The organism is Rhodococcus sp. 14-2470-1b (genome assembly GCF_002259415.1).
Classification (GTDB): domain Bacteria; phylum Actinomycetota; class Actinomycetes; order Mycobacteriales; family Mycobacteriaceae; genus Rhodococcoides.
Genome location: NZ_NPFY01000011.1, coordinates 227,475 through 248,468 on the forward strand (window position 1 = coordinate 227,475; position 20,994 = coordinate 248,468).

Below are 20,994 nucleotides of genomic sequence, written 5' to 3' on the forward strand. Positions count from 1 at the left end.
GGGTGTCCTGGTTTCAGGTTAACGCCGTGAGTTGCCAATCAGGAATCAGGCTGTTGTCCGATTGGTCACAAGACCGATTCAGCTACTCCTACGTGCACTTCGAGGCCTTCCAGCAGCCCGTTCTCCTTGTCAGGACATCAGCAACAATCGGTCATCCTTACTCGAAGGTCTCCCCCGATGCCGTCTGCTCCCACCTCGCCGTGCCGTCGTCGGCACGAGAAATCTCCCAGGATTGGTAACGGCCACCACTCTGGATGGAAGTGAACGTATCCATCACACCGTCCCCATCACGATCCCTGGCGACGGTCAGGCCCGCCTCGGTGTGGCTGACCCTGGTCTCCTCGTACCCGTCGTCGTCGAGGTCGAACAACTCGACCGAGCCGACGCCGGATGCCCCCGAGAGCGAATCGTCCGCAGGGTCGACAGCAGAGCCGTCGCCGCCGCCGTCGAACAGCTCGTTCCACTCCACGCCTGTATCTCCGATCTCCGCGGACACCACCTCTACTGGTTCAGACGCATCGGCGGCGTCTCCGGTTCCGCGCGGCCGCCGGCGGTGAACCTCTCCACGCCGCGGTCGAGTGCCGCGAGGTCTCGGTCGCATGCAGCGAGGACGGACGCGCGGTTCTCCGACACAACCCGCAGCTCGGCTTCGACCCTCTCGAGTTCGGTGTCGGCCGCGCGCGCAGCTACGCGAGAGGTCTCGCGTGCAGCGGCCGAATACGCGGACTCGGCGGTCAGGATTCGGGCCAGGACACGCTGCTCGAGCGTCGACCTCGCCGCGGCCGACGCGTCGGCGACCCATGTTCTCAGGTGAGCCCGGTCCGCGACGAGCTTCCTCGACCCGACGAGCCACCACGCACAGAACGCACCCAACACCAGCGACAGCGGAATCACCGCGATCTCCAGCGCCGGGACGACAGACAGAGGCGACACTGCGAGGCGCGAAAGACCTACTCCCGCAGACGCACCGAGAACGATCATCATCTTGTCCTCGACCCCTCCGCGCCGAATCGACGGCTCGGGGTGCGCGAGTGGCGAACCGGTGACCGAAGAGAGTTCGACGGACAGTTCCAGATCGGTGTCGATCGCGCGAAGCCTGTCGGACAACCGCGCGTCGACCGCCGACGCAACCGCGTCGAGCCGTGCTGTCATCTCCGGATGGAGGTGACGAAGCTCGGCGCGGCCGGCGATGTCGATCGATTCTCGTGCGGACGAGGCGAATTCGCGAACGGCCTCGGACACGTCGTGCACCGATTCCGCACGGGCGAGTTGTAGCCCGGTCCGCAGTGCAGCGGTCCGTTCGGCCCTGGTCCGATCGCGAATATCGGTCAACCGGGCTCGTTCGGCGCGCAGCGCTGCGGTGTTCGACGCGCTCGTGACCGCTCTGGCCTTGCGGACGATCTCCTGCCGCGCCCCGGCTGCGGCATGCCGAACGGCCGCGTCGTACTTGCGTCGTCGGAGCACCTCGGTGTGCTGCGTCGCGGCACTCTCCACGAAATCGAGGACGTCCCTGATTCCCGATTCCTCGACCATCGCCGTACGAGTCAGCGGATCCTGCACTGCCCGGGCCTTTTCGGCCAGAAGAGCGGAAGTGGGCAGCACAACGATGTCCACTGCCCGCGGAACGAACTCGGCGATGGAATCGGTGACCGAACGAACCACGTCCCGCCAGCCGCGATGCGCGTCGACCTTGTTGACGAGAACGCCGGTTGCCGTCGATTCGAGCACGGGCTCGAGAGCGGCGAGCGTTGTCCGACCGATGGGCGCCGACGCGTCGAGGACGAACAGCACCACCGCCGCCGACTCGATGTCCGGCGCCCGGTCGACCCCGTCCACGGACCACAGGTCCAATTGCGCGTCGACGGTGGACACACCGGCCCCGCTCGATCCGTGCACGAACACTCCTACGGGATCCGCTGCGCGGCCCGACGCGATCTCGTCGACTCCTGCCGGGTACCACCGTTTGATCACGCCGTCCATGTCGCTCGGGAGGTCGATCACCGCGACAGCATCCTCAGGTACCCGCGGCCGACGGCTGTCGCTGCTCGCGCGGCCGCAGGTTCGAGAGCAGTGTCGCGGCGTTCGCGCCAGGAGCGGACGGTGGCGAGGGTCGGGTTGGGGTGTTCGCTTTCCCCGAGGGTGTGCAGAGCCGCCCGCATGCCTGCGAACACGGCTTCGTCGGACGCCAGATACCTCTCGATCTCCATCGCCTCCTGGTGCCGGGCTGCGAGTTGGTTCAGCCGAACCAACAACCGGCCCTGTCGTGCCGCGCGAACGTCCTCCACTGCTCGCCGGACGGCTTTCACGACGGCGTCGAGTCCACTCTTCTCCGCCAGCAGCAACCGAACGGTGGCGTCGTCCATCCCGGGAGACTCCGTCAGAGCCCGCGCCGCGATGCCGACTCCCGCCACCTCGACACTGCGAACGAGCTCGGCCCGTGATTGCTTCGACATGGGAATGCCGGCTCGAAGAAACCGCTCGGGAGTCAGCAGCATCTCCGGCGTCACCGCCGCAGCCGACTCTCGCAGCGGCTCGAACGTCGGCGGCCGGCTGCTCATGACACTGATCGCGATCGTTCCCATCAGCGGGTGAACAGTGCACCCCAGCTTGGACGACACACCGTCGACGACGTCCTGAAGGCGGTCCACGGCGTCTGCCTTCGCAAGAACGGGGACCACGACGCCGCGTGCGCCGCGTGCCGCGTCGATGTCGACGGCCTGGGCGTCTCCCGCCACCACGTACACGACGACATCGCCGTCGAGCTCGGGATCCGGCACCCGTGGGACATCGATCGACGCCGTCTCCTCGATCGCGGCGTCCGTCGTGCGTAGCTCGTGATGGGCCGAAAGTACCGACCGAACCGTCGTCTTCCCGACGCCTGCGCGTCCGGTCACCTGGATGCGGATCTCCCGAAAGCACGCGTCGGCCTCGGCGTCGACCTCCCGCCTCAGCACGGTTCCGCTCGGAGCGAGCGCTCGCACCCGGCCCTCCGAGATATCGCGATCCCCACCCGCCTCACGATTCCCACCCGCACTGTCCCCACCCATGTGATCCCCCTTCACATCGTCACGCGTACGCGGTCCCCACCCCGTCGCGCGGGGCAATTCTGGCACACATTCGGCGACACGGGCGTGAGGTCGCGGGCTCTGGCCTGCGCCTTCACGCCAAGTCTCAACTTCAACTCGAGACCCACCTGTCACACAGTCCGTCGATGCGCGACAATGGTGCGGTGAACGACGCACGGAGCACAGCCAAACAACTCGATTCGGAGACCCCGGACACGCCGGACGTGGCCGGTGGAGACTCGAATCGAGGCTCTCGGCTGTACCCGCGTGTCACCAGTTTCCGGTCCAGGCGCGGTGCGTTGACCGATGCTCAGCAAGCCACGTGGGATTCGCTGTGGCCGCGCATCGGCCGTGACGTCGCCGACGAGAAGATCGACGTCGACGCTTGGTTCGGTCGCTCCGCCCCGGCGATCCTCGAGATCGGATCGGGAACCGGAACTGCCACGACGTCCATGGCCAAGGCCGAGCCGCACGTCAACCTGATGGCGGTCGAGGTCTACCGGCCCGGGTTGGCTCAGACCCTTCAGCAGATCGAGCGCGACGACATCGAGAACATCAGGCTGCTCCGCGGCGATGCGATGGACGTTCTGGAGAACATGTTGACGCCCGAGTCGCTGACCGGCGTCCGCGTGTTCTTTCCCGACCCCTGGCCGAAGGCGCGTCACCACAAGCGTCGCCTGTTGCAGGCCCCCACGTTCGCGATGATCGTCGACCGTCTGAAACCGGGCGGAGTACTGCACGTCGCGACCGATCACGCGGACTATGCGGAATGGATTGCCGAAGCCGGGAACGCAGAGCCCGGTCTGACCGTTCTCGACTGGGAATCTCCGATGACACACGAGCGGCCCGTCACCAAGTTCGAGGGCAAAGCCCAACTGGTGGGTAGCTCGGTGACGGAGCTGATATGGGGGAAGAGTCCACGATGACGTACAGCGAGCAGAGCGTCGACACGTCGCTGGCCCCGATCCCGAACATCGACACGGGTGATACTCGACACACCAGACGAGTACTCCTCGTGTGGGATGCGCCGAATCTCGACATGGGCCTCGGCGCGATTCTCGGCGGTCGGCCGACGGCTGCCTACCGCCCCCGATTCGATGCGCTGGGCCGATGGCTGCTTCAACGGACGGCGGAACTGTCCGCCACCGGCACGTCGACGCTCGAACCCGAGGCGACGGTGTTCACCAACATCGCCCCTGGCAGCGCCGATGTGGTTCGACCGTGGGTCGAGGCATTGCGTAACGTGGGTTTCGCGGTGTTCGCCAAGCCGAAGGTCGACGAGGACAGCGATGTCGACGCCGACATGCTGGACCACATCGAACTGCGTAATCGCGGTGGCGGGCTGGCGGGCGTCATGGTCGCGTCTGCGGACGGCCAAGCGTTTCGTGAGCCGTTGGAGGACATCGCTGCAACTGGCATCCCCGTCCAGGTGCTCGGATTCCGCGAGCACGCAAGCTGGGCGGTGACGTCGGAGACGCTGGAATTCCTCGACCTGGAGGACATCCCCGGCGTCTTCCGTGAGCCCCTGCCACGGGTGAGCCTGGACTCGCTTCCGGACGAGGGCGCATGGTTGCAGCCGTTCCGCCCACTGTCCGCCCTGCTCGTCGGGCGCCAAGGAGTTTCTTAAGTGTTCGCCAGATGGGGAGATCTCGTCTACCGCTTGCGGTTCACGGTCATCGGAGTCATGGTGGCCGCGCTTCTGGGCTTCGCCGCATACGGCCTCGACCTGAACGACCACCTGAGCCAGAGCGGTTGGGACGACCCGGGCTCCGAGTCGGTGCAGGCCGCGCGCCTCGCCGACCAGACGTTCGGCCGCGACAAACAGGGCGACGTGATCGTCCTGTACACGGCACCCGAGGGCAAGACCGTCGACGATCCGGAGTTCAACGCCAAGGTCACCGACAGTCTCAACTCGCTCGTCGCGAACAACCCCGAGCAGATCGAGAAGATCAACGGCACCTACTTCCGGGTCGACGGTGTGGTCAGCGTCAACGCATTGGCGACCGAGGACCGCACCCACGCGATCGCCAGCATCGCGATGCTCGGTGACAACGACACCGAACTCACCAACAACTTCCAAGCAGTCAAGGACGTCTTCTACATAGACGGCGTCGACGTGCAGGTGACGGGACTGCAAGCCGTCGCGGGTGCCCTCCAGTCGACTATGGCAGGCGACATCCACCGCATGGAACTGCTGGCCATTCCGGCGGTAGCGGTGCTGCTGTTCTTCATCTTCGGTGGCGTCGTCGCCGCGGCCCTTCCGCTGATCGTGGGCGGCCTGACCGTCGTCGGCGCCAACGGCATCGTCAAGGTCTTCACCAATTTCACCGAGGTCAACAGCTTCGTCGCGCCCGTGGTCTCGCTCGTCGGACTCGGTCTCGCGATCGACTACGGACTGTTCATCGTGTCGAGATTCCGCGAGGAACTCGGCGACGGCTATTCGACGAAGCAGGCTGTTCGACGGTCGGTCATGACCGCGGGTCGGACCGTCGTGTTCTCGGCGACGATGATCGTCGCCAGCCTCGGCGGCCTCCTGCTGTTCCCGCAGGGCTTCCTCAAATCGGTGGCCTACGGATCGATCGCGACGGTGGCACTCGCGGCTCTCACCGCGGTCACGATCCTGCCTGCCATCCTGGCGATCCTCGGTCCACGGGTCGACGCGCTGGGCTTCAAGTTCATGCGCAAGACCAAGTCGTCCGAGGAAATCGAGAACGGCATGTGGGGCAAGCTGACCCGGTGGGTCATGAGCAACCCGCTGAAGGTCACGATTCCCATCGTCCTCGGCCTGGTTCTGCTGACGCTGCCCGTCGGAAACATCAAGTTCGGCGGCATCAACGAGACCTACCTCCCGCCGGACAACGTCACCCGTCAAGCCCAGAACGAGTTCGACGAACTGTTCCCCGGTCAGCGCACCGAGCCGATCAAAGCCGTCATCGAGAACGCGCAGGGCCCGAACCTCGCCGCGATCACCAGCCAACTCAACGAGGCTCCTGGGCTGATCGAGAAGTTCTCCCCGACCGGCGCCAGCAAAGACGGAATCATCGTCTTCAAGGCCGGCCTCGTCGATCGAAACGACTCGAAGCCTGCCATCGACTACCTGCGCAGCATCGATGTCCCCGAGGGCTCGTCCGTGCAGATCACCGGCACTCCGGTGATCGAGCAGGATTCCATCGCGGCCCTCATCGACAATTTGCCACTGATGGCGATACTCGTCGTGTTCGTCGTGACGCTGTTGATGTTCCTGACGTTCGGATCGTTGGTGTTGCCGATCAAGGCAGTGCTCATGACGACGCTGGGACTCGGCGCGACGATGGGCATCCTGACGTGGATATTCATCGACGGCAACGGCGCCAGTTTCATGAACTTCACACCCGGGCCGATCATGGCCCCGGTGCTGGTGTTGATCATCTCGATCGTCTTCGGATTGTCGACCGACTACGAGGTCTTCCTGCTCTCACGCATGGTCGAAGCCAGGGAGAGAGGTGCGTCCACAAGCGAGGCCATTCGCGTCGGAACCTCGCATACCGGACGCATCATCACCGCTGCCGCCTTGATCCTCATCGTCGTGACCGGCGCATTCGCATTCTCCGACCTGGTGATGATGAAGTACATCGCCTACGGAATGATCGCTGCGCTCATCATCGACGCCACCCTCATCCGCATGTTCCTCGTCCCGGCGACCATGAAACTCCTGGGCGACGACTGCTGGTGGGCACCGAAGTGGATGAAGCGAATTCAGGAGAAGCTCGGCCTCGGCGAGACCATTCTCGAGGACGAACTGATGCCGACCGACGTCCCCGAACTCGCCACCGCGGGCGCACCTGCACCCGTCGCACCCCCGGTGCGCACCGCCCCGCGCCGAAGCGAACCGTTGACCGAACCCATCCCTGTCGTCGCACCGACAGGATCCGGGCCGATCCGCGCAACGCACGCCGCCAGAGAGGACGAACGTCGATCGGCCACCGGCAGGCCGTCCGCAGCCCCCGAAACTCAGGATCACTCCACCGGCTCCGCTCCCGGCCCCCTGGATCACTCCGCCGGCTCCGCTCCCGGCCCCCTGGGTCACTCCGCCGGCTCCGCTCCCGGCCCCCTGGGTCACTCCACTGGCTCCGCTCCCGGTCTCTCGGGTCACTCCGCCGGCTCCGCTCCCGGCCCCCTGCCGCCGGCCACCCAGAAACAGCCCGCCGTCGAGAGACCGACCCCTCCGCCGGTGCCGCGTCCCGAGCCGCCGAAGCGTGAACCGGTCCGCGCACAGAGCACCCGAAGCTCTTCCCCCGACCCGCGATCCATCGAGAGCTGGTTAGCCGACCTTCGCGCGCCGTCGGAGCCACAGAAACCCGAAACGCAGAAACCCGCGCCGAAGCCCGAGACTCAGGCGCCCGTCAGCTCGACACCGGACGACACCAGGACCGACGCCGACCGGACGTCCGTCAACGCATCCAGTCGATCGGACGAACCACGCCGCAACGGTTCAGCTGCGTACGGTCCTACTCCGAACGGCTCAGCGACCAACGGCTCAGCGACCAACGGCTCGAGCGCGAACGGATCCGGCACAAATGGCTCCGGACGAAACAGCTACTACGGCCCCGGAGTGAACGGCAGCAGCTCGAACGGCAGCGGTTCGAACGGCAGCAGCTCGAACGGCAGCGGTTCGGGCGGCCGCAGTACCTCCACGTCGGGCAGCAACGGCTCGGGATACCGCTCGAGCAACGGTCACGCTGAAGGCTCCAACGGCTCGGCCTATGGCGCACGCGGCACCGGCCGGCCGCCGGAAGCAGGGCCGACTGCGCCGAGGACCGGTGGGATTCGCGGGTACTCGCAGGATCAGAGCCGTGACGCTGAGGCTTCTTCTGCAGCTTCACGCCCGGAGGCCTCGCAACAAGAGCAGCCGACGCCGCCGCGGACGCAGGCCGCGCCCCGAGCTCGCTACGACATCTCGACGCGCAATGCTCCGCGCACTCCTGCGCCGGAAGATCAGTCGACCAGGTCGTGGCCTGCACCGACACCGACACCGACACCGACACCGGACGATCGTCCGGTCGGTTCGTCACGCCGCGCGGATGAGCAGACTGCACCGGCCGACGGTAAGGCCGTTACCGAGGACCCGGACAGCGGCCGGCACCGCGGAGGCGACAGCCGTCAAGCATTGAGCGTCAGCGAGCTGTTGGCGCGCGAGCGTCGCAAGTAGCGATTCTTCACACGGTCGGAGGCCACTCGAGGAAGCTCGGGTGGCCTTCGTCGTGTTCGGGCACAGATTCGCCGGCCAGCATTGTTCGGTGTCACAACGCTCGATCGGAACGCGGGCGCATCCTCGACCGTTGTCCCCTAGGACCCCGCCACGCTGCTCGTTCGTCGGCGTCGGTGGCCGATTTTCGACGACAACGAGGAGCAGACTGAGTGTTCGCCACCTGGGGAGATCTCGTCCATCGCTGGCGGTACACGGTTCTGGGTGTGATGGTCGCCGGACTGCTTGCCATGGCTGCGTACGGAGTGGGTTTCGAGAACCATCTGAGCCAGGGCGGGTTCGACGATCCAGGTTCGGAATCGGTGGCTGCAGCGACACTCGCCGACACCACCTTCGGACGCGACACCGAGGGTGACGTCATCGTTCTGTACACGGCGCCCGAGGGCAAGACCGTCGACGATCCGGCCTTCACAGCGGCTGTGACCAGTAGCCTCGGCTCGCTCGTTGCCGACCATCCGGATCGAATCGCCAAGATCAACGGCACCTACTTCCAGGTCGACGGCGTCGTCAGCGCTGCGGCGCTCGCGACCGCGGACAAGCGTCACGCAATCGCCAGCATCGCCATCGTCGGAGACGACGACACACAGTTGACGAACAACTTCCAGGACGTGAAGGACGCGTTCTACATCCCCGAGATCAATGAGCAGGGCGGCGACGTTCAGGTGGCCGGTCTGCAGGCGGTGGCGGGGGCACTGCAGTCGACGATGTCCGAAGATATTCACCGGATGGAAATCCTCGCCATCCCTGCTGTCGCTGTCCTGCTGTTCTTCGTCTTCGGCGGTGTGGTTGCTGCGGCGCTGCCGTTGATCGTGGGTGGCCTGACGGTTGTCGGAGCCAACGGAATCGTGCGCCTGTTCACCGATTTCACCGAGGTGAACACTTTTGTGGCCCCGGTCGTCTCGATGGTCGGTCTCGGCCTCGCCATCGACTACGGCCTGTTCATCGTGTCGCGTTTTCGTGAGGAACTAGGAGACGGCCGCACCACCGAAGACGCCGTCAAGCGGTCGGTCATGACCGCCGGACGCACGGTGGTTTTCTCGGCGACGATGATCGTGGCCAGCCTCGGCGGTCTCCTGCTCTTTCCGCACGGCTTCCTCAAATCGGTTGCTTACGGATCGATTGCGACGGTTGCGCTTGCGGCCCTGACCGCGGTGACGGTGCTCCCCGCGCTGCTCGCGATTCTCGGGCCACGCGTGGACGCGCTGGGTCTGAAATTCATGCGCAAGACCCGCTCGTCCGAGGAGATCGAGAACGGAATGTGGGGCAAGCTCACTTCCTGGGTCATGCGGCGTCCGATCAAGGTGGCCGTCGTCATCGTTCTCGGCCTGCTGGTACTGACTCTTCCTGTCGGAAAGATCGAGTTCGGCGGAATCAACGAGACCTACCTGCCGCCGGACAACCCCACACGCGTCGCCCAGGCTCAGTTCGACGAGTTGTTTCCCGGGCAACGTACCGAGCCGCTGAAGTTGGTCATCGAGGGCGCACAGGGTTCTTCGCTCGGGCAGATCACCAAGCAGGCGAACGAAGCACCCGGTCTCGTCGAGAAATTCTCGCCGACGGGCACCAGCAAGGACGGCATCATCGTCTTCAAAGCTGGTCTCGAAGACAGGAACGAATCGTCCGAGGCAATCGAGTACCTACGCGGAATCGAGGTTCCCGACGGCGCGACGGTATCCGTAACCGGTACGCCTGCAATCGAATACGACTCCATCGAGGCGTTGGAGGAAAGACTTCCATTGACGGCGGTCCTCGTCGTCCTCGTTGTGACGTTGCTGATGTTCTTGACATTCGGATCGCTGGTCCTGCCCATCAAAGCCGTACTGATGACCGCCCTGGGGCTCGGCGCGACGATGGGGATCCTCACCTGGATCTTCATCGACGGCCACGGCGCGAGCCTGATGAACTTCACACCCGGGCCGATCATGGCGATGATTCTGCTGTTGATCGGCGCCATCGTGTTCGGGTTGTCCACCGACTACGAAGTGTTCCTGCTCTCACGGATGGTCGAAGCGCGAGAGAAGGGTGCAAGCACCACGGATGCGGTGCGCATCGGGACAGCCCATTCCGGGCGAATCATCACCGCTGCGGCGCTGATTCTGATCGTCGTCACCGGGTCGTTCGCATTCTCGGACTTGGTAATGATGAAGTACATCGCGTACGGAATGATCGCCGCACTCATCATCGACGCCACGGTCATTCGGATGTTCCTCGTGCCGTCGGTCATGAAACTGCTCGGTGACAGCGCCTGGTGGGCACCGAAGTCCATGAAGAAGGTTCAACAGAAGCTGGGTCTCGGCGAGAAGTACCTGTAGAACCACCGCTACCCGTCGCAGCTCCTGATCAACAGGAACCGCGACGGGTAGCGTCGTGCTGGTTCAGCTCGCGGCGCGGTCTGCGAACACCTTTGCGTAGCGTGTGCCCGCGAAAAGCAGCAGCAGACCGACAACGATGAATGCTCCGACTCGGAACAGTCCATCCAAGGCAACGAGATCGAAGAGGAACAGTTTAGCGACGGACACCGCGGTCAGAGACAGTCCTGCCAACAGGGCAGTGTGCGCATACTTTTCGCTCCTGAGGCCGAAGGCCAACAGTGCCATCGCGATCGCCATAGCTTCGATGGTTGCGGCGCAGTGTCCGGCGACGAATCCGGTGGTTCCACCGATCGCCGCCACACCGAGGGCAACCGTCGCCGACGCCAGTGCGTAGAGGGACGCCAGTCCGGCAACCACCGAGCACGCTTGCGCGTTCTTCTCCACGATCTTCAGATGGATACCGACCAGCACCAGCCCGGTCGATACGACTGCCAGCAGCACGCCGGCGAGCACGATACCGAATTCGTCTGTCGCGTATCGCGAATCCATCATCGCTGCGGGCGGGGAGACCACCAGATATCCCAGTGCGCCGAACAGGCCGAACGCCAGGGCCGAGTAGTACGCCGGCTTCGAGGTTCCGCGGTGCGCCGCAGCGAGCAGTACAGCGGACACGACCAGGAGGGCGAGCGGCCGCAGTTCGGTCGTCGTCGGTACGAGCACTGCTTGCAGCAGCGCAAGCGAGCCGACGATCGTCAGGATCGTGCGGGCGAGGGCAGGCAACCAGGAGACCATCGCGATCACGACGACGCAGGCCATCGCGACCACACCCTCGACCAAGGTCACTGTCCACGGCTCGAACAGCGTTCCCACCGCGAGGACTGGAACGGCGGAGACTCCGGCCATGACCGACGCCATCACGTCGGCTGCATTGCGACGCAACAACTCCACCGAGCTACCAATGCCGAACGCGGCGACGATGGCCGAGACGATCAGGAGCGGCAGCGCGTCGGTCCCGACCATATCCAGGCTGACCGCCTGTGCGATCCCGACAAGGGTGGCCACCACAACGGGGAGCGTCCGCACGGCTGCAAGGTACGGCCAGTCGCGGTCGAGTTGCGCAGCGAAGCTCGCGATGAACGTAGCGGTGAAGAATGCGATGAGCGACAACGTGATCCCACCGGTGACCACCGGTCCACATACCGCAACGCCGGCGAGAATCAGGACTGCCATCGGTTGCGACCGCCACGAGACGGCCAGCCCGACGCCCGCCGCTGCGATCCCGAATGCCGCTACGAGTCCGATCGCGGGCTCCAACCATTCGTAGATGACGGTCACCGCCACGACGTCGAGATACAACCCGGCGATACCTGTTGCTGCGGTTGCGATTCCACCGACCCGTCCACCCGACTTGCGGTAGATCCGCGACCCTGCGTACAGCAATGCAAGGGAGAACGCTCCCCCGGCTACGACCCTGAGCTCCGGGCCGAACCATCCGGCCTGCGCCGCGAGGACGAGAAGCATGACCACGCCGACCAAAGTGACGCCCGCGCCCGCGACCGCGAGTACGCGGCTGATCACACCGTCGCGTTGCCACCAGGGCTCCGCCTTCGGCGCCGGCGGCCTCGGGGAAACAGGAGACGTCACCGGCGTCCGAGGCTGCGTCGATACCTGGGGGCGTACCAGCGTTTGCGGATGTACGGGCGTTTGCGAATGCATGGATGCCTGCGGGTGCATGGGCGCCTGCGGGTGCATGGGCGCCTGCGGACGCATCTGCTGCGGCGAACCCGGGTACGCATACGACACTCCCTGCGGCGGGTACTGAACCACTGGCTGCGAAGCCGAGCTGGGCTGTTCTGTCCGAGGCACAGTCAGCTGGCTCTGCAGGACGCCGAGGTCGCCGGACACCCGACGCATCTGCTCGCTCAAGGAGGCGAACTGGCTCGCGAGGCCGGAAACCAATCGCGGATCGATCCCTGGTGTTGTCATGCGGTTCAGTGTTGTCCTCGCCCACCCCCGAGTCCTGAGTAGAACTACCCGGGCGACGTGGGTAATTCCTCGGCACCTGTTCACGGCTCAGGCTCAGGCCAACTTCACCTCGCCTTGTCGCGCTGTCGGCCGCGATGATCGACGTTACGGCCTGCTGCCCATCGCTTTTCCTGCTGCGGGCCTGACTGTGAGCGGCACACGTGGAGCGTGTGTGCCGCTGACTGTCTGCTGGTGGTCATCGACCTGGTGGCGGATCCTGTTCCGGTGGGCTCGGTTCAGTGGCGCTGGGTGTGGGGGTGCTGGGTGTGGGTGGGTGTGTGGGTTGTCCGTCCTGGGGTCGGATAGTGCCGTTTCGAGTGGTGCCGGTGGTACCGGTGGTGTGGTTTTCGAGTCCGGGTAGGGGTATGTCGGAGGAGACGATGTACTCCCCGGGGTGGTGGAAGTGATTGACCCGACCGCGGCGCTGGGGGTCGACCGAGACCGGTGAATGCCACAGTGTCCGCCCGGGATAGGGGTGATCGGGTCCGGCTTTCGTCGTCGCCCACTCGTTGTCTCCCGGTCCGACGAGTGGGTGGTGGATATCGCAGCCGAACGTCAGATCCCCGATGTCGGTGTGCCCGCCCTGCGCCCATTCCTTGATGTGGTGGGTTTGCGATCGCGTCGCCGGACGGGTGCAGCCGGGGAAACTGCAGCCGCGGTCGGCGGCGATGAGCACTATGCGTTGATCAGCGGAGGCGAGTCGTTTGTTGCGGGCCAGGTGCAGAGGCCGGCCGTCGTCGTCGAAGAGCGCGAGGTACTGATACGCGTGGGAGGCCATTCGGATCGCATCACGCATCCGGATGGTGGTCCCGGCCGCGGTGACTGCATGCCCGGTACCCGATTACAGGTCCTTCCACTGCATGACGATGACCGCGGTGACCGGCAGCCCGCGGTGACTGCCGAGCTTCCCGGACGCCAACATCTGCCGCGTGATCGCCTTGAGCGCATCATGCTGTCGACGTCCCACACTGCGACGATCCCGCCGCGCCCGCTCGACCACCTCAGGATGCTCCTCCGAACCGGCGCTACCACTGGACCCACCGGAACCCTCAGCATCACCGGCGCTATCACCCCCACTGCCCCCACCACTGCCGCTGCCGCTGCCGGTGGCGTCCTCGTCACTGTCACTGGCACTGTCTTTGCCGTTGCCGTTGCCGTTGCCGTTGCCGTTGCCGTTGCCGAACAGTGTCGGTTCGGTCGAGGCGGTGTCGGCTGTGTCTGTCTTCGGTGTGGGTTCGGGTGGGTCGGTGAGGGGTGAGGCGTCGTCGGGGTCGAGCATGCCGGGTTTGGCCCATTTCTCGAAGATCGCTTCCATGTAGGCACCGGTTTCGGGGTCGACGACGAAGCTGCCTTTGCGTAGACCGTCGGGCCCTGGTTTACCCATCCGCACGTAGCAGCGGTCGGCGAGAGTGCTCTCGTCGGTCAGATCCCCGTCCGGGTCGAGCAGGTCGTACAACCGGCGCGCGGCAGCGGCGAACTCGTCCGGACCGAGCTCCCGAGCCAGCTGCGCCAACTGCCGCTCCGCGCTCGCCCGCGTCTCGACATCGCTTTTGCTACCCAGACGCCGAAAGAACTTGCGGATCACCTCCTGCGGCTCCTCGTCGAGCACCCCCTCCTGCGCGGCAACAGCTGTCGCGGGCAGTTCCGGAGCCAGACGTTCCCCCGTCATCGCTGTGCGCGTACCGAGAGTCTCCGCCAAACGGATACGCTGCCCGGCCCGCCTGCGGGAGATCCGCAGCAACACCGCCAGAGCGTCGGGGACCGATCCCCAGATGTCGTCGAGACCATGCAGATCCATCAGATCCGCCAGCCAGGTGTGCGACTGCCCGAACAACGACCGCGTCACCGCCTCGGTACGCACCAACACCGCACGCTGATCCGCCGTGCTGGCGCCGCGCATGTTCATCCGACTCAGAATCTCCACCTGACGCTCCAACGTCGCCACCACCTGAGCCAGATACGCCGCCTCGATCGGCAACACAGACCCCGCACCGGTCACCCCCGACCCCGCGCTCTCGACCGCCGAGCCATCGACTACCGAGCCATCGACTACCGAATCACCGACTACCGAGTCACTGACTACCGAGTCACCGACTACCCCGTCACCGACTGCTGTCCCCGAACCCTCATCCCCCATGAGCATGACACCACCATAACCAGACCCACCGACAAGTTTTCGAACACACGTTCCCATGCGGTGGGGATTGCTCGATGCTTCGGCCCGGCCGCGAACACAAGCGAACCGGACGAGGAAGCTGATCGAGCAACAGCCTGAAATTTGCTCTCCATCAATCCAATTCGCCGTTTGCCACCGACTCGATCCAGTCGACGGCGGTGTCGGTCAGTTCCGACTGATCCGCCGAAGAATGCCCGGCCCACCACGACGGGTCGGGCGAATCTCCCGCGACGGAGAGAAGTTCGGCCTCGACATGCGGGTCGAGCGGCTCACCGTTGTGTTCGATCAACCACGACCGCGTACGGACTGCCAGTAGTGGCCACACTTGTTGGATCTGCATCGCTTCATCGTTTCGCCGGGTCCGGGCGTCGTCAATCGGGGTCGACCCTGAGATCCACCCCGATGCGCGATCAGTGTCCGAACATCCGTCGGAACGAGGTTCCGAGTGGGTGTTTGGCGGTGACGGAGCCGAAGCGAACCTTGCCACGCACGACCACGTGCAAACGGCCGATGGGCGGGCCGGTGCGGACCTTGTTGTTCGCGCTGCCTCCCACTGTGTCGAGGCCGTTGAGGTCGACCGTCGCCTCCTCGGGGACAACGAGAGAGATTGTGCTGCAGTAATCGTCGACAGTCACCTCTACCACCTGGGTCGACATGATGCCCTGCGTGAAATCGAGCGTGATCGTCGACATCTTGCTCTGGATCGACAATGTCGGCGGTACGTGCCACGGCCCTTTGCGCGACACCGTGGACATCGTTCCGCGCACCACGTCGCCCGGACCACCGTGAGCGTTTCCTGCATGCCCCTGCCAGGGCGAATGCGTCGGCGGCTGGTAGGACGGCGCCGTGCCGGCGTTGTACGGGGTGGGACTGGGCGGGCGGTGCTCTTCGGCGATCTGCATGCCAGGCAGGTCGGCGAGGACGGAGTTGAGTTCACCGCGGGTCTTGGCCGCCAGAGCCGTGTCCATCCGCTCGGTGAATTCGCCGAGCGACAGCATTCCCTGCCCCACTGCGCGCTGCAGGAGCTGGCCCACATGCTCCTTCTCTGCGTCGGACACTCGTAGATCCCTCGCCTCCATGGGTTCCAGGATAGATGCGTTCCAGGATAGGTGTCGACGCCGAACCTGGCCATCATGCGGATTCGAGCACGCTCAGCATCCCCGCCACCGACAGCGGCCAGCCGAACTGCTCCGCCCTCGCCCGCGACGCCGTCCGACGGGCTGGAGCGGGTAGGTCGAACACCCTCGACAGCTCCGTCGCCAATCCGTCTGCGGTGTCGTCGAAGCGCCCACCGCAGTCCGTGGTCACGATGTCGGCCAGCGCGGACGACCGCGATACGACGACGGGGGTTCCAGTTGCCAGTGACTCGAGCGCGGCCAACCCGAACGTCTCGTGCGGCCCCGGCGCCACAGCGACATCCGCCGACGCGAGCAGGGATGCGAGTTCCTCACGCCCGTCGACGAATCCGAGGAACTCGATGGGGAGTCCTCGGGCTCTACGTTCGAGCCCGGCGCGCCTCGGTCCGTCGCCCGCAATCACCAATCGGACGTCGAATCCGGAATGGTGAAGCGCAGCAACCGAATCGATGCTGCGGTCCACCCGCTTCTCCACCGACAATCGGCCACAGTGGACAAGCAGTCGCCCAGAGCCCCGATGCCAGGGCGACAGGGAATCGCCGACGCGCCGGCCCGGATGAAACATGTCGAGGTCGACGCCGAGTGGAACCTGAGAGACGTTGGTGGCGCCGATTCGCTCGAACTCGCGTCGCGCAAAAGCAGTGGTGCACACGACGGCGTCGTACGTCTCGGCTGAGCGACGGTTCGCGACGTCGGCGAGTGCTCGTGCCGTCGCGTCGGGCATCATCTGCCCGAGTAGACGATCGAGGCGCTCGTGGGAAATCATCACGCTCCGAACTCCGCGCCGGGCTGCCCACGTTCCCATTCCGCGCAACGTGAGGCGATCCGATACTTCGACGACGTCCGGGCGCAGCCCGCTCAGAAGTCCGGCCGTGGATCGAGGATTGACCGCGCGATAGCCACCGGTGAACGGAATCTTGCCTGCGGGACGGGTGATGCGCAGGACTCCCGACGGCAAGATCGTCTCGGTCGCTCGCTCCCCCGGCACGACCAGAACCACCTCGTGGCCGGACGCCGTGTACCCAGCCCCCAGTTGATCCACGGCGGTCCGCAGACCGCCGGAACGCGGTCCGTAGAAATTGGCCAGCTGCACGATGCGCACCGCGTCGAGTGTGACCACGCGCCGTGACCGGTCGTCGACGAGGAGGAGAACTTTGAACGTCGAGAGTCGGGACAACGATCTGCCCCGCATTGCCGAACCGCCAAATAGACCGCTCACCACGTTTTTCCCGGCAAATCGCCGGGTAAATTCGTGAGATGGAGATCACGATCGATGCCGTGGGGGAGGCAAGAGCCGGTGCGGTGTGGGAGCGATACATGGACCCACGCCAGTGGTCGTCGTGGGCAACGCAGATCGTGTCCGTCGAATATTCGATGTCGCGCTTGTGCACGCAGTCGTTCGGCCGGCTCGAAGGCCCACTGTGGCTTCGACTGGACTTCGAGGTGACCGAAGTGGACGAAGCAGGCTGGACGTGGACATCGAAAGTCTGGTTCAAGAGTCGCAAGCTGGGGCTGACGCTCACCCACGGGGTGGCGTCGCGGCCGGACGGGAGCCGCACCTGGTTGACCATGGACGGTTCACCGGCCTTTGTGCTCCCGTACCTGCCGTACGCGAGGTGCGCCATCGGCCGACTGGTCCGCCGCTGATCAGCACCTCAGCCTGAGGCCTCGAGGCGTCACTCGGTGCGGGTGGTGGTTTTCGGGTCCGTCGGAGTGTCCGTGACGTCGTCGGGATCAGGCGTCGGGAACGACGGTTCGTCACCGGATCCGTCGATGTGCTCGTCGAACTCCTCGATTGCGCGTCCGCGCTCGTTCGCGCTCTGCCCGGTGTCGGCATCCTGACCGCGCGTCTTCTCGGTGGGATCGACGGTGGTGTCGACGGGCTTGTCGGTATCGGTCATGCGTTCTGGTGTGCCCGTCTGCCCGGGCATGCAAACACTCGGTTACAGACCCTGTTCGATCGCGTAGCGCGTCAACTCGACTCGATTGGCGAGTTGCAGCTTGCGCAGAGTGGCCTGCACATGGTTCTCGACGGTTCGATGGCTGAGCGTCAGCTTCGTCGCGATCTGCTTGGAGCTCAATCCTTTTGCGACCAAACGAAGAACCTCGGTCTCGCGTTCGGTCAGGGTCGGGCGAGAGTCTCGTTCCCCCTCCGGCGCGCTCGACATCCGCCGGTACTCACCCAGAACCAGCGCTGCAAGTCCGGGTGTGAACACCGCCTGCCCCGCAGCGGTGGAACGAACGGCCTCGTACAGTTCGTCGGCCGACGCGCTCTTGACCAGGTATCCCGTCGCACCCGCTTTGATGGCGTCGAGTACGTCCTCTCGTTCGGACGATGCGGACAGCACCAGTATTCGGCTGTTCTTCGAGCCCTCGAGGACCTTGCTCGTCGCGTCCGCTCCGTTTCCGTCCGGCAGATGCATGTCCATCAGCACGACGTCGGGCTGTGTGGCTTTCGCCCGCCTTCCTGCAGCGCCGACGCTGTCCGCCGTCGCGACGACGTCGAAACCCGCGGCCTCCAGGTCCCGTGCGACGCCGTCTCGCCACATGGGGTGGTCGTCGACGACCATCACGGTAATCTGCTCCTGCGTCATCGCTTGCCCCTCGGGTCGTTCCGCTGTTTCGGCACCTTGATCTCCCATTCGGTTCCGGCGCCCACGTCGGTGTCCAGCACAGCCGTGCCGCCGATCGACGAGACCCTGCCCAGTATCGACTTCGACACGCCCATCCGCCCTTCGGCTTCCGCGGCCGCCAGTCGGCCGGGAGCGATACCATCGCCGTCGTCGCGCACGCTGACGATGACCATGTCGTCGACGTCCTCCAGTAGGACGTACGCTCGAGCACCCTCGCCTGCATGAAGCGCGACATTGGACAGTGCAGTGTCGACCACGGCGGAGAGCTCCTCGGCGACCGACCTGTCGACCAACACCGGATCCGGCGGTGAGGACACCGAGACAGTGGTGCTGCCGTAAGGGCGCAGAAGGCTTCGCAGATCCACTTCAGCCTGGGTGGCGTCGACTCTGCTCGGCTCTCCTTGCTCGGAGATCAGCATCCGCAACGCTACCTCCTGTTCGCCCGCTAATTCGGCGAGTTCTCCTGCTACGCCGCCGATTTCCGATCCACGACGGCGAACGAGCGCGAGAACCTGCAGCACACCGTCGTGCACCTGCCGGGCGAGACGCTCTCTTTCCTCGGTGATTGCCGCGAGTCGGGCGGCGCGCTGGAGTTCGGCGTGCGCACGATGGGCGGTGTTGCTCGCCAACCCGAGGGCAAGACCGACGGATACCAGAACCGGTGCGGTCGCATCGGTCCACAGATCCAGATCGATCTGATCGCGCACCACAGCGCTGACCGCCGCCAGCAGGATGCCTGACGCAATACCTCCCTTGGGCCCGAACAGAATTGCCGCCGAAATGACCGCATTGGTTGCCCACAGCGTCGTCGGGAGGGTTTGGTGAGTGCTGTACCAATCGTATTCCGACACGAGGCGAGTCGACGCCATCAGCCCGATCACGACGATCTGGTCGGCGAGCACCACCTTCCACCGCGGCAACGTCGCCCTCGACAGCAGTGCCGCGGACAGACCGGTCCACACCGCCATGAGCGCAACGAAGAACCAGCTCAACCGAACGTTGCTGTAATAGGACATCGAGGCCACCTGATAGCTGATCGCGTAGATCAACGTGATCAGACGAAACGCCTGCGACGCCCGCCACAGCGGTGTGACCGCATCACTCATCGGTCGGCTTCCGTTCCGAGCCGGTCTCTTTCGACAAATCCGGGGTGCTCAGACTGCCCGGATCGAGTTCGCGATTGTGGGGGTGCGGGCTGTCAGCTTCGGCCGGGAACAGAGGCTCCCCCGGATCGTGCTCCTCCAGTTCCTCGTAGACCTCGTCGGGATCGTCGGCGAGCAAAGACCGAACTGCAGTGTTGAGGACGGCGACGATGGGGACGGCCAGCAGGCCACCGACGATTCCAGCCAGAAGAATGCCGACGGTGATGGCCAGTACCACCGCGAGCGGGTGCAGCCGCACTGCACGGCCGAGCAACAACGGTTGCAGCACATGCCCTTCCAGCTGCATGACGGCGACGACGATGCCCAGCGTGATCAGTGCCGTCAGCCAGCCTTTCGTCACCAAGGCGATGAACACGGCCACGAATCCGGTGAGGAAGGCACCGACGATCGGAATGAACGCTCCGATGAACACCAGCGATGCCAACGGAAGTGCGAGCGGCACGCCGAGGATCGCGAGACCGGCACCGATTCCGATGGCGTCGGCAGCGGCCACGGCGACCGTCGCGCGCACGTATCCGACGAGGGACCCGAATCCTTGGCTGCCGGCGAGGCGGATCCGCCGTCGCGCTCCGGTGGGGGCGAGCCGGGTGACGAACTCCCAGATCTGGTCGCCGCCGTACAGAAAGAAGATCAGGATGAACAGCGTCAGAGCGGCGCCGGTGAGTATTTCGCCGATGACTGTCGCAGTCGTCAACGCACCCGACGTCACCGCGGCCTGGTTGTCCTGGATGACCTTGACGAGGTTCTCGCTCGCCTGACTGATCTGATCCTGCGAGATGTGGAAGGGCCCGTCGGCCAGCCACCGCTGGACGTCGTTTATCGAGGTGGTGAATTGATCACCCAGCTGCGGCAGCCCTTCGATGAACTGCTCGACGACGAACGTCATGATCCCGGCGACGACGCCGATGCTGGCGATGATGACGACCACGACCGCCGCGGCTCTCGGTACACCGCGTCGTTGCATCCAGTCGACGAGTGGGAGCAGCATCGCCGACGCCAGCAACGCAAGGCCGAGGGGGATGACCACGGTGTCCAACCGTGCGACGACGTAACAGAACGTGATGAAGCCGGCGAAGATGACCAGCAGTCGCCAGGTCCATTCGGCGCCGATCCGGACGAGAGGATGCACCGAATCGGCAGGAGTGGAGCCTGCGGAATGACCGAGGGGGGCCGCTGTTGGAGGGGGTGCTGGACGGCTGGGAAGTACCTTTGACGCTTCTGCCTGCGGCTCGCGTTCGG

General features: G+C 65.1%; 16 protein-coding genes and 1 pseudogene. 5 read left to right on the top strand and 12 right to left on the bottom strand.

Annotation, left to right across the window (positions count from 1 at the left end; genetic code table 11):
- Nucleotides 1–157: 157 nt before the first annotated feature.
- From CH293_RS08135 to CH293_RS08145, 3 genes are read right to left on the bottom strand one after another with little or no spacing between them, the layout of a single operon-like run.
- On the bottom strand, nt 158–496 hold the full coding sequence (locus CH293_RS08135) for a DUF6802 family protein (protein ID WP_094720088.1): 339 nt from the start codon (nt 494–496) through the stop codon (nt 158–160).
- Nucleotides 497–501: 5 nt separating this feature from the next.
- Nucleotides 502–2,001 carry a hypothetical protein gene (locus tag CH293_RS08140; protein WP_094719920.1) on the bottom strand — a complete coding sequence of 500 codons (1,500 nt, stop codon included), beginning with the start codon at nt 1,999–2,001 and terminating at the stop codon, nt 502–504.
- The gene (locus CH293_RS08145) at nt 1,998–3,047 is read right to left on the bottom strand and encodes a hypothetical protein (RefSeq protein ID WP_141217158.1); all 1,050 of its coding nucleotides are present in this window, start codon (nt 3,045–3,047) and stop codon (nt 1,998–2,000) included. The genes CH293_RS08140 and CH293_RS08145 overlap by 4 nt, the downstream gene beginning before the upstream one ends.
- A gap of 164 nt (nt 3,048–3,211) precedes the next feature.
- Here CH293_RS08145 and trmB point away from each other — a divergent pair, with 164 nt between their 5' ends.
- The 4 genes from trmB to CH293_RS08165 all read left to right on the top strand — a co-directional run bounded on the left by trmB (nt 3,212) and on the right by CH293_RS08165 (nt 10,622).
- A complete protein-coding gene (gene trmB, locus CH293_RS08150) occupies nt 3,212–3,991 on the top strand; it encodes a tRNA (guanosine(46)-N7)-methyltransferase TrmB (RefSeq protein ID WP_037112031.1) in 780 nt (259 codons plus the stop codon).
- Nucleotides 3,988–4,692, top strand: coding sequence for an NYN domain-containing protein (locus tag CH293_RS08155; protein ID WP_037112035.1), 705 nt, complete (start codon nt 3,988–3,990; stop codon nt 4,690–4,692). The genes trmB and CH293_RS08155 overlap by 4 nt, the downstream gene beginning before the upstream one ends.
- Complete coding sequence (locus tag CH293_RS08160; RefSeq protein WP_094719922.1) at nt 4,693–8,253, top strand: MMPL family transporter; 3,561 nt, start codon at nt 4,693–4,695, stop codon at nt 8,251–8,253.
- Between the two features lie 209 nt (nt 8,254–8,462).
- Complete coding sequence (locus CH293_RS08165; RefSeq protein ID WP_094719923.1) at nt 8,463–10,622, top strand: MMPL family transporter; 2,160 nt, start codon at nt 8,463–8,465, stop codon at nt 10,620–10,622.
- A gap of 63 nt (nt 10,623–10,685) precedes the next feature.
- Here the strand turns inward: CH293_RS08165 and CH293_RS08170 are convergent, their stop codons facing one another.
- The 5 genes and pseudogenes from CH293_RS08170 to CH293_RS08190 all read right to left on the bottom strand — a co-directional run bounded on the left by CH293_RS08170 (nt 10,686) and on the right by CH293_RS08190 (nt 17,061).
- The gene (locus CH293_RS08170; RefSeq protein ID WP_255122761.1) at nt 10,686–12,608 is read right to left on the bottom strand and encodes a DUF2339 domain-containing protein; all 1,923 of its coding nucleotides are present in this window, start codon (nt 12,606–12,608) and stop codon (nt 10,686–10,688) included.
- Between the two features lie 235 nt (nt 12,609–12,843).
- Nucleotides 12,844–14,841 (bottom strand): annotated as a pseudogene (locus tag CH293_RS28510) (DUF222 domain-containing protein).
- A gap of 94 nt (nt 14,842–14,935) precedes the next feature.
- Nucleotides 14,936–15,163, bottom strand: coding sequence for a hypothetical protein (locus tag CH293_RS08180; protein ID WP_094719925.1), 228 nt, complete (start codon nt 15,161–15,163; stop codon nt 14,936–14,938).
- 70 nt (nt 15,164–15,233) lie between these two features.
- Nucleotides 15,234–15,902 (bottom strand): DUF1707 domain-containing protein, encoded by a 669-nt coding sequence (locus CH293_RS08185; protein WP_094719926.1) that lies wholly within the window; start codon nt 15,900–15,902, stop codon nt 15,234–15,236.
- Nucleotides 15,903–15,954: 52 nt separating this feature from the next.
- A complete protein-coding gene (locus tag CH293_RS08190) occupies nt 15,955–17,061 on the bottom strand; it encodes a glycosyltransferase (RefSeq protein WP_176459959.1) in 1,107 nt (368 codons plus the stop codon).
- A gap of 155 nt (nt 17,062–17,216) precedes the next feature.
- On the opposite strand from CH293_RS08190, the gene CH293_RS08195 reads away from it, so the two are divergent.
- Nucleotides 17,217–17,606, top strand: a complete 390-nt coding sequence (locus CH293_RS08195) for a MarR family transcriptional regulator (RefSeq protein WP_037112049.1) — start codon at nt 17,217–17,219, stop codon at nt 17,604–17,606.
- A 29-nt stretch (nt 17,607–17,635) separates the two neighbouring features.
- Here the strand turns inward: CH293_RS08195 and CH293_RS08200 are convergent, their stop codons facing one another.
- The 4 genes from CH293_RS08200 to CH293_RS08215 are packed head-to-tail and all read right to left on the bottom strand — an operon-like array spanning nt 17,636 to nt 20,884.
- Nucleotides 17,636–17,860, bottom strand: coding sequence for an autophagy-related protein 2 (locus CH293_RS08200; protein ID WP_241483869.1), 225 nt, complete (start codon nt 17,858–17,860; stop codon nt 17,636–17,638).
- A gap of 42 nt (nt 17,861–17,902) precedes the next feature.
- Nucleotides 17,903–18,553 (bottom strand): response regulator transcription factor, encoded by a 651-nt coding sequence (locus CH293_RS08205; protein ID WP_020112333.1) that lies wholly within the window; start codon nt 18,551–18,553, stop codon nt 17,903–17,905.
- Nucleotides 18,550–19,698 carry a MacS family sensor histidine kinase gene (gene macS / locus CH293_RS08210; RefSeq protein ID WP_037112057.1) on the bottom strand — a complete coding sequence of 383 codons (1,149 nt, stop codon included), beginning with the start codon at nt 19,696–19,698 and terminating at the stop codon, nt 18,550–18,552. Before macS ends, CH293_RS08205 begins: the two co-directional genes overlap by 4 nt.
- Nucleotides 19,691–20,884, bottom strand: coding sequence for an AI-2E family transporter (locus tag CH293_RS08215; RefSeq protein ID WP_037112061.1), 1,194 nt, complete (start codon nt 20,882–20,884; stop codon nt 19,691–19,693). Before CH293_RS08215 ends, macS begins: the two co-directional genes overlap by 8 nt.
- Nucleotides 20,885–20,994: the final 110 nt, after the last annotated feature.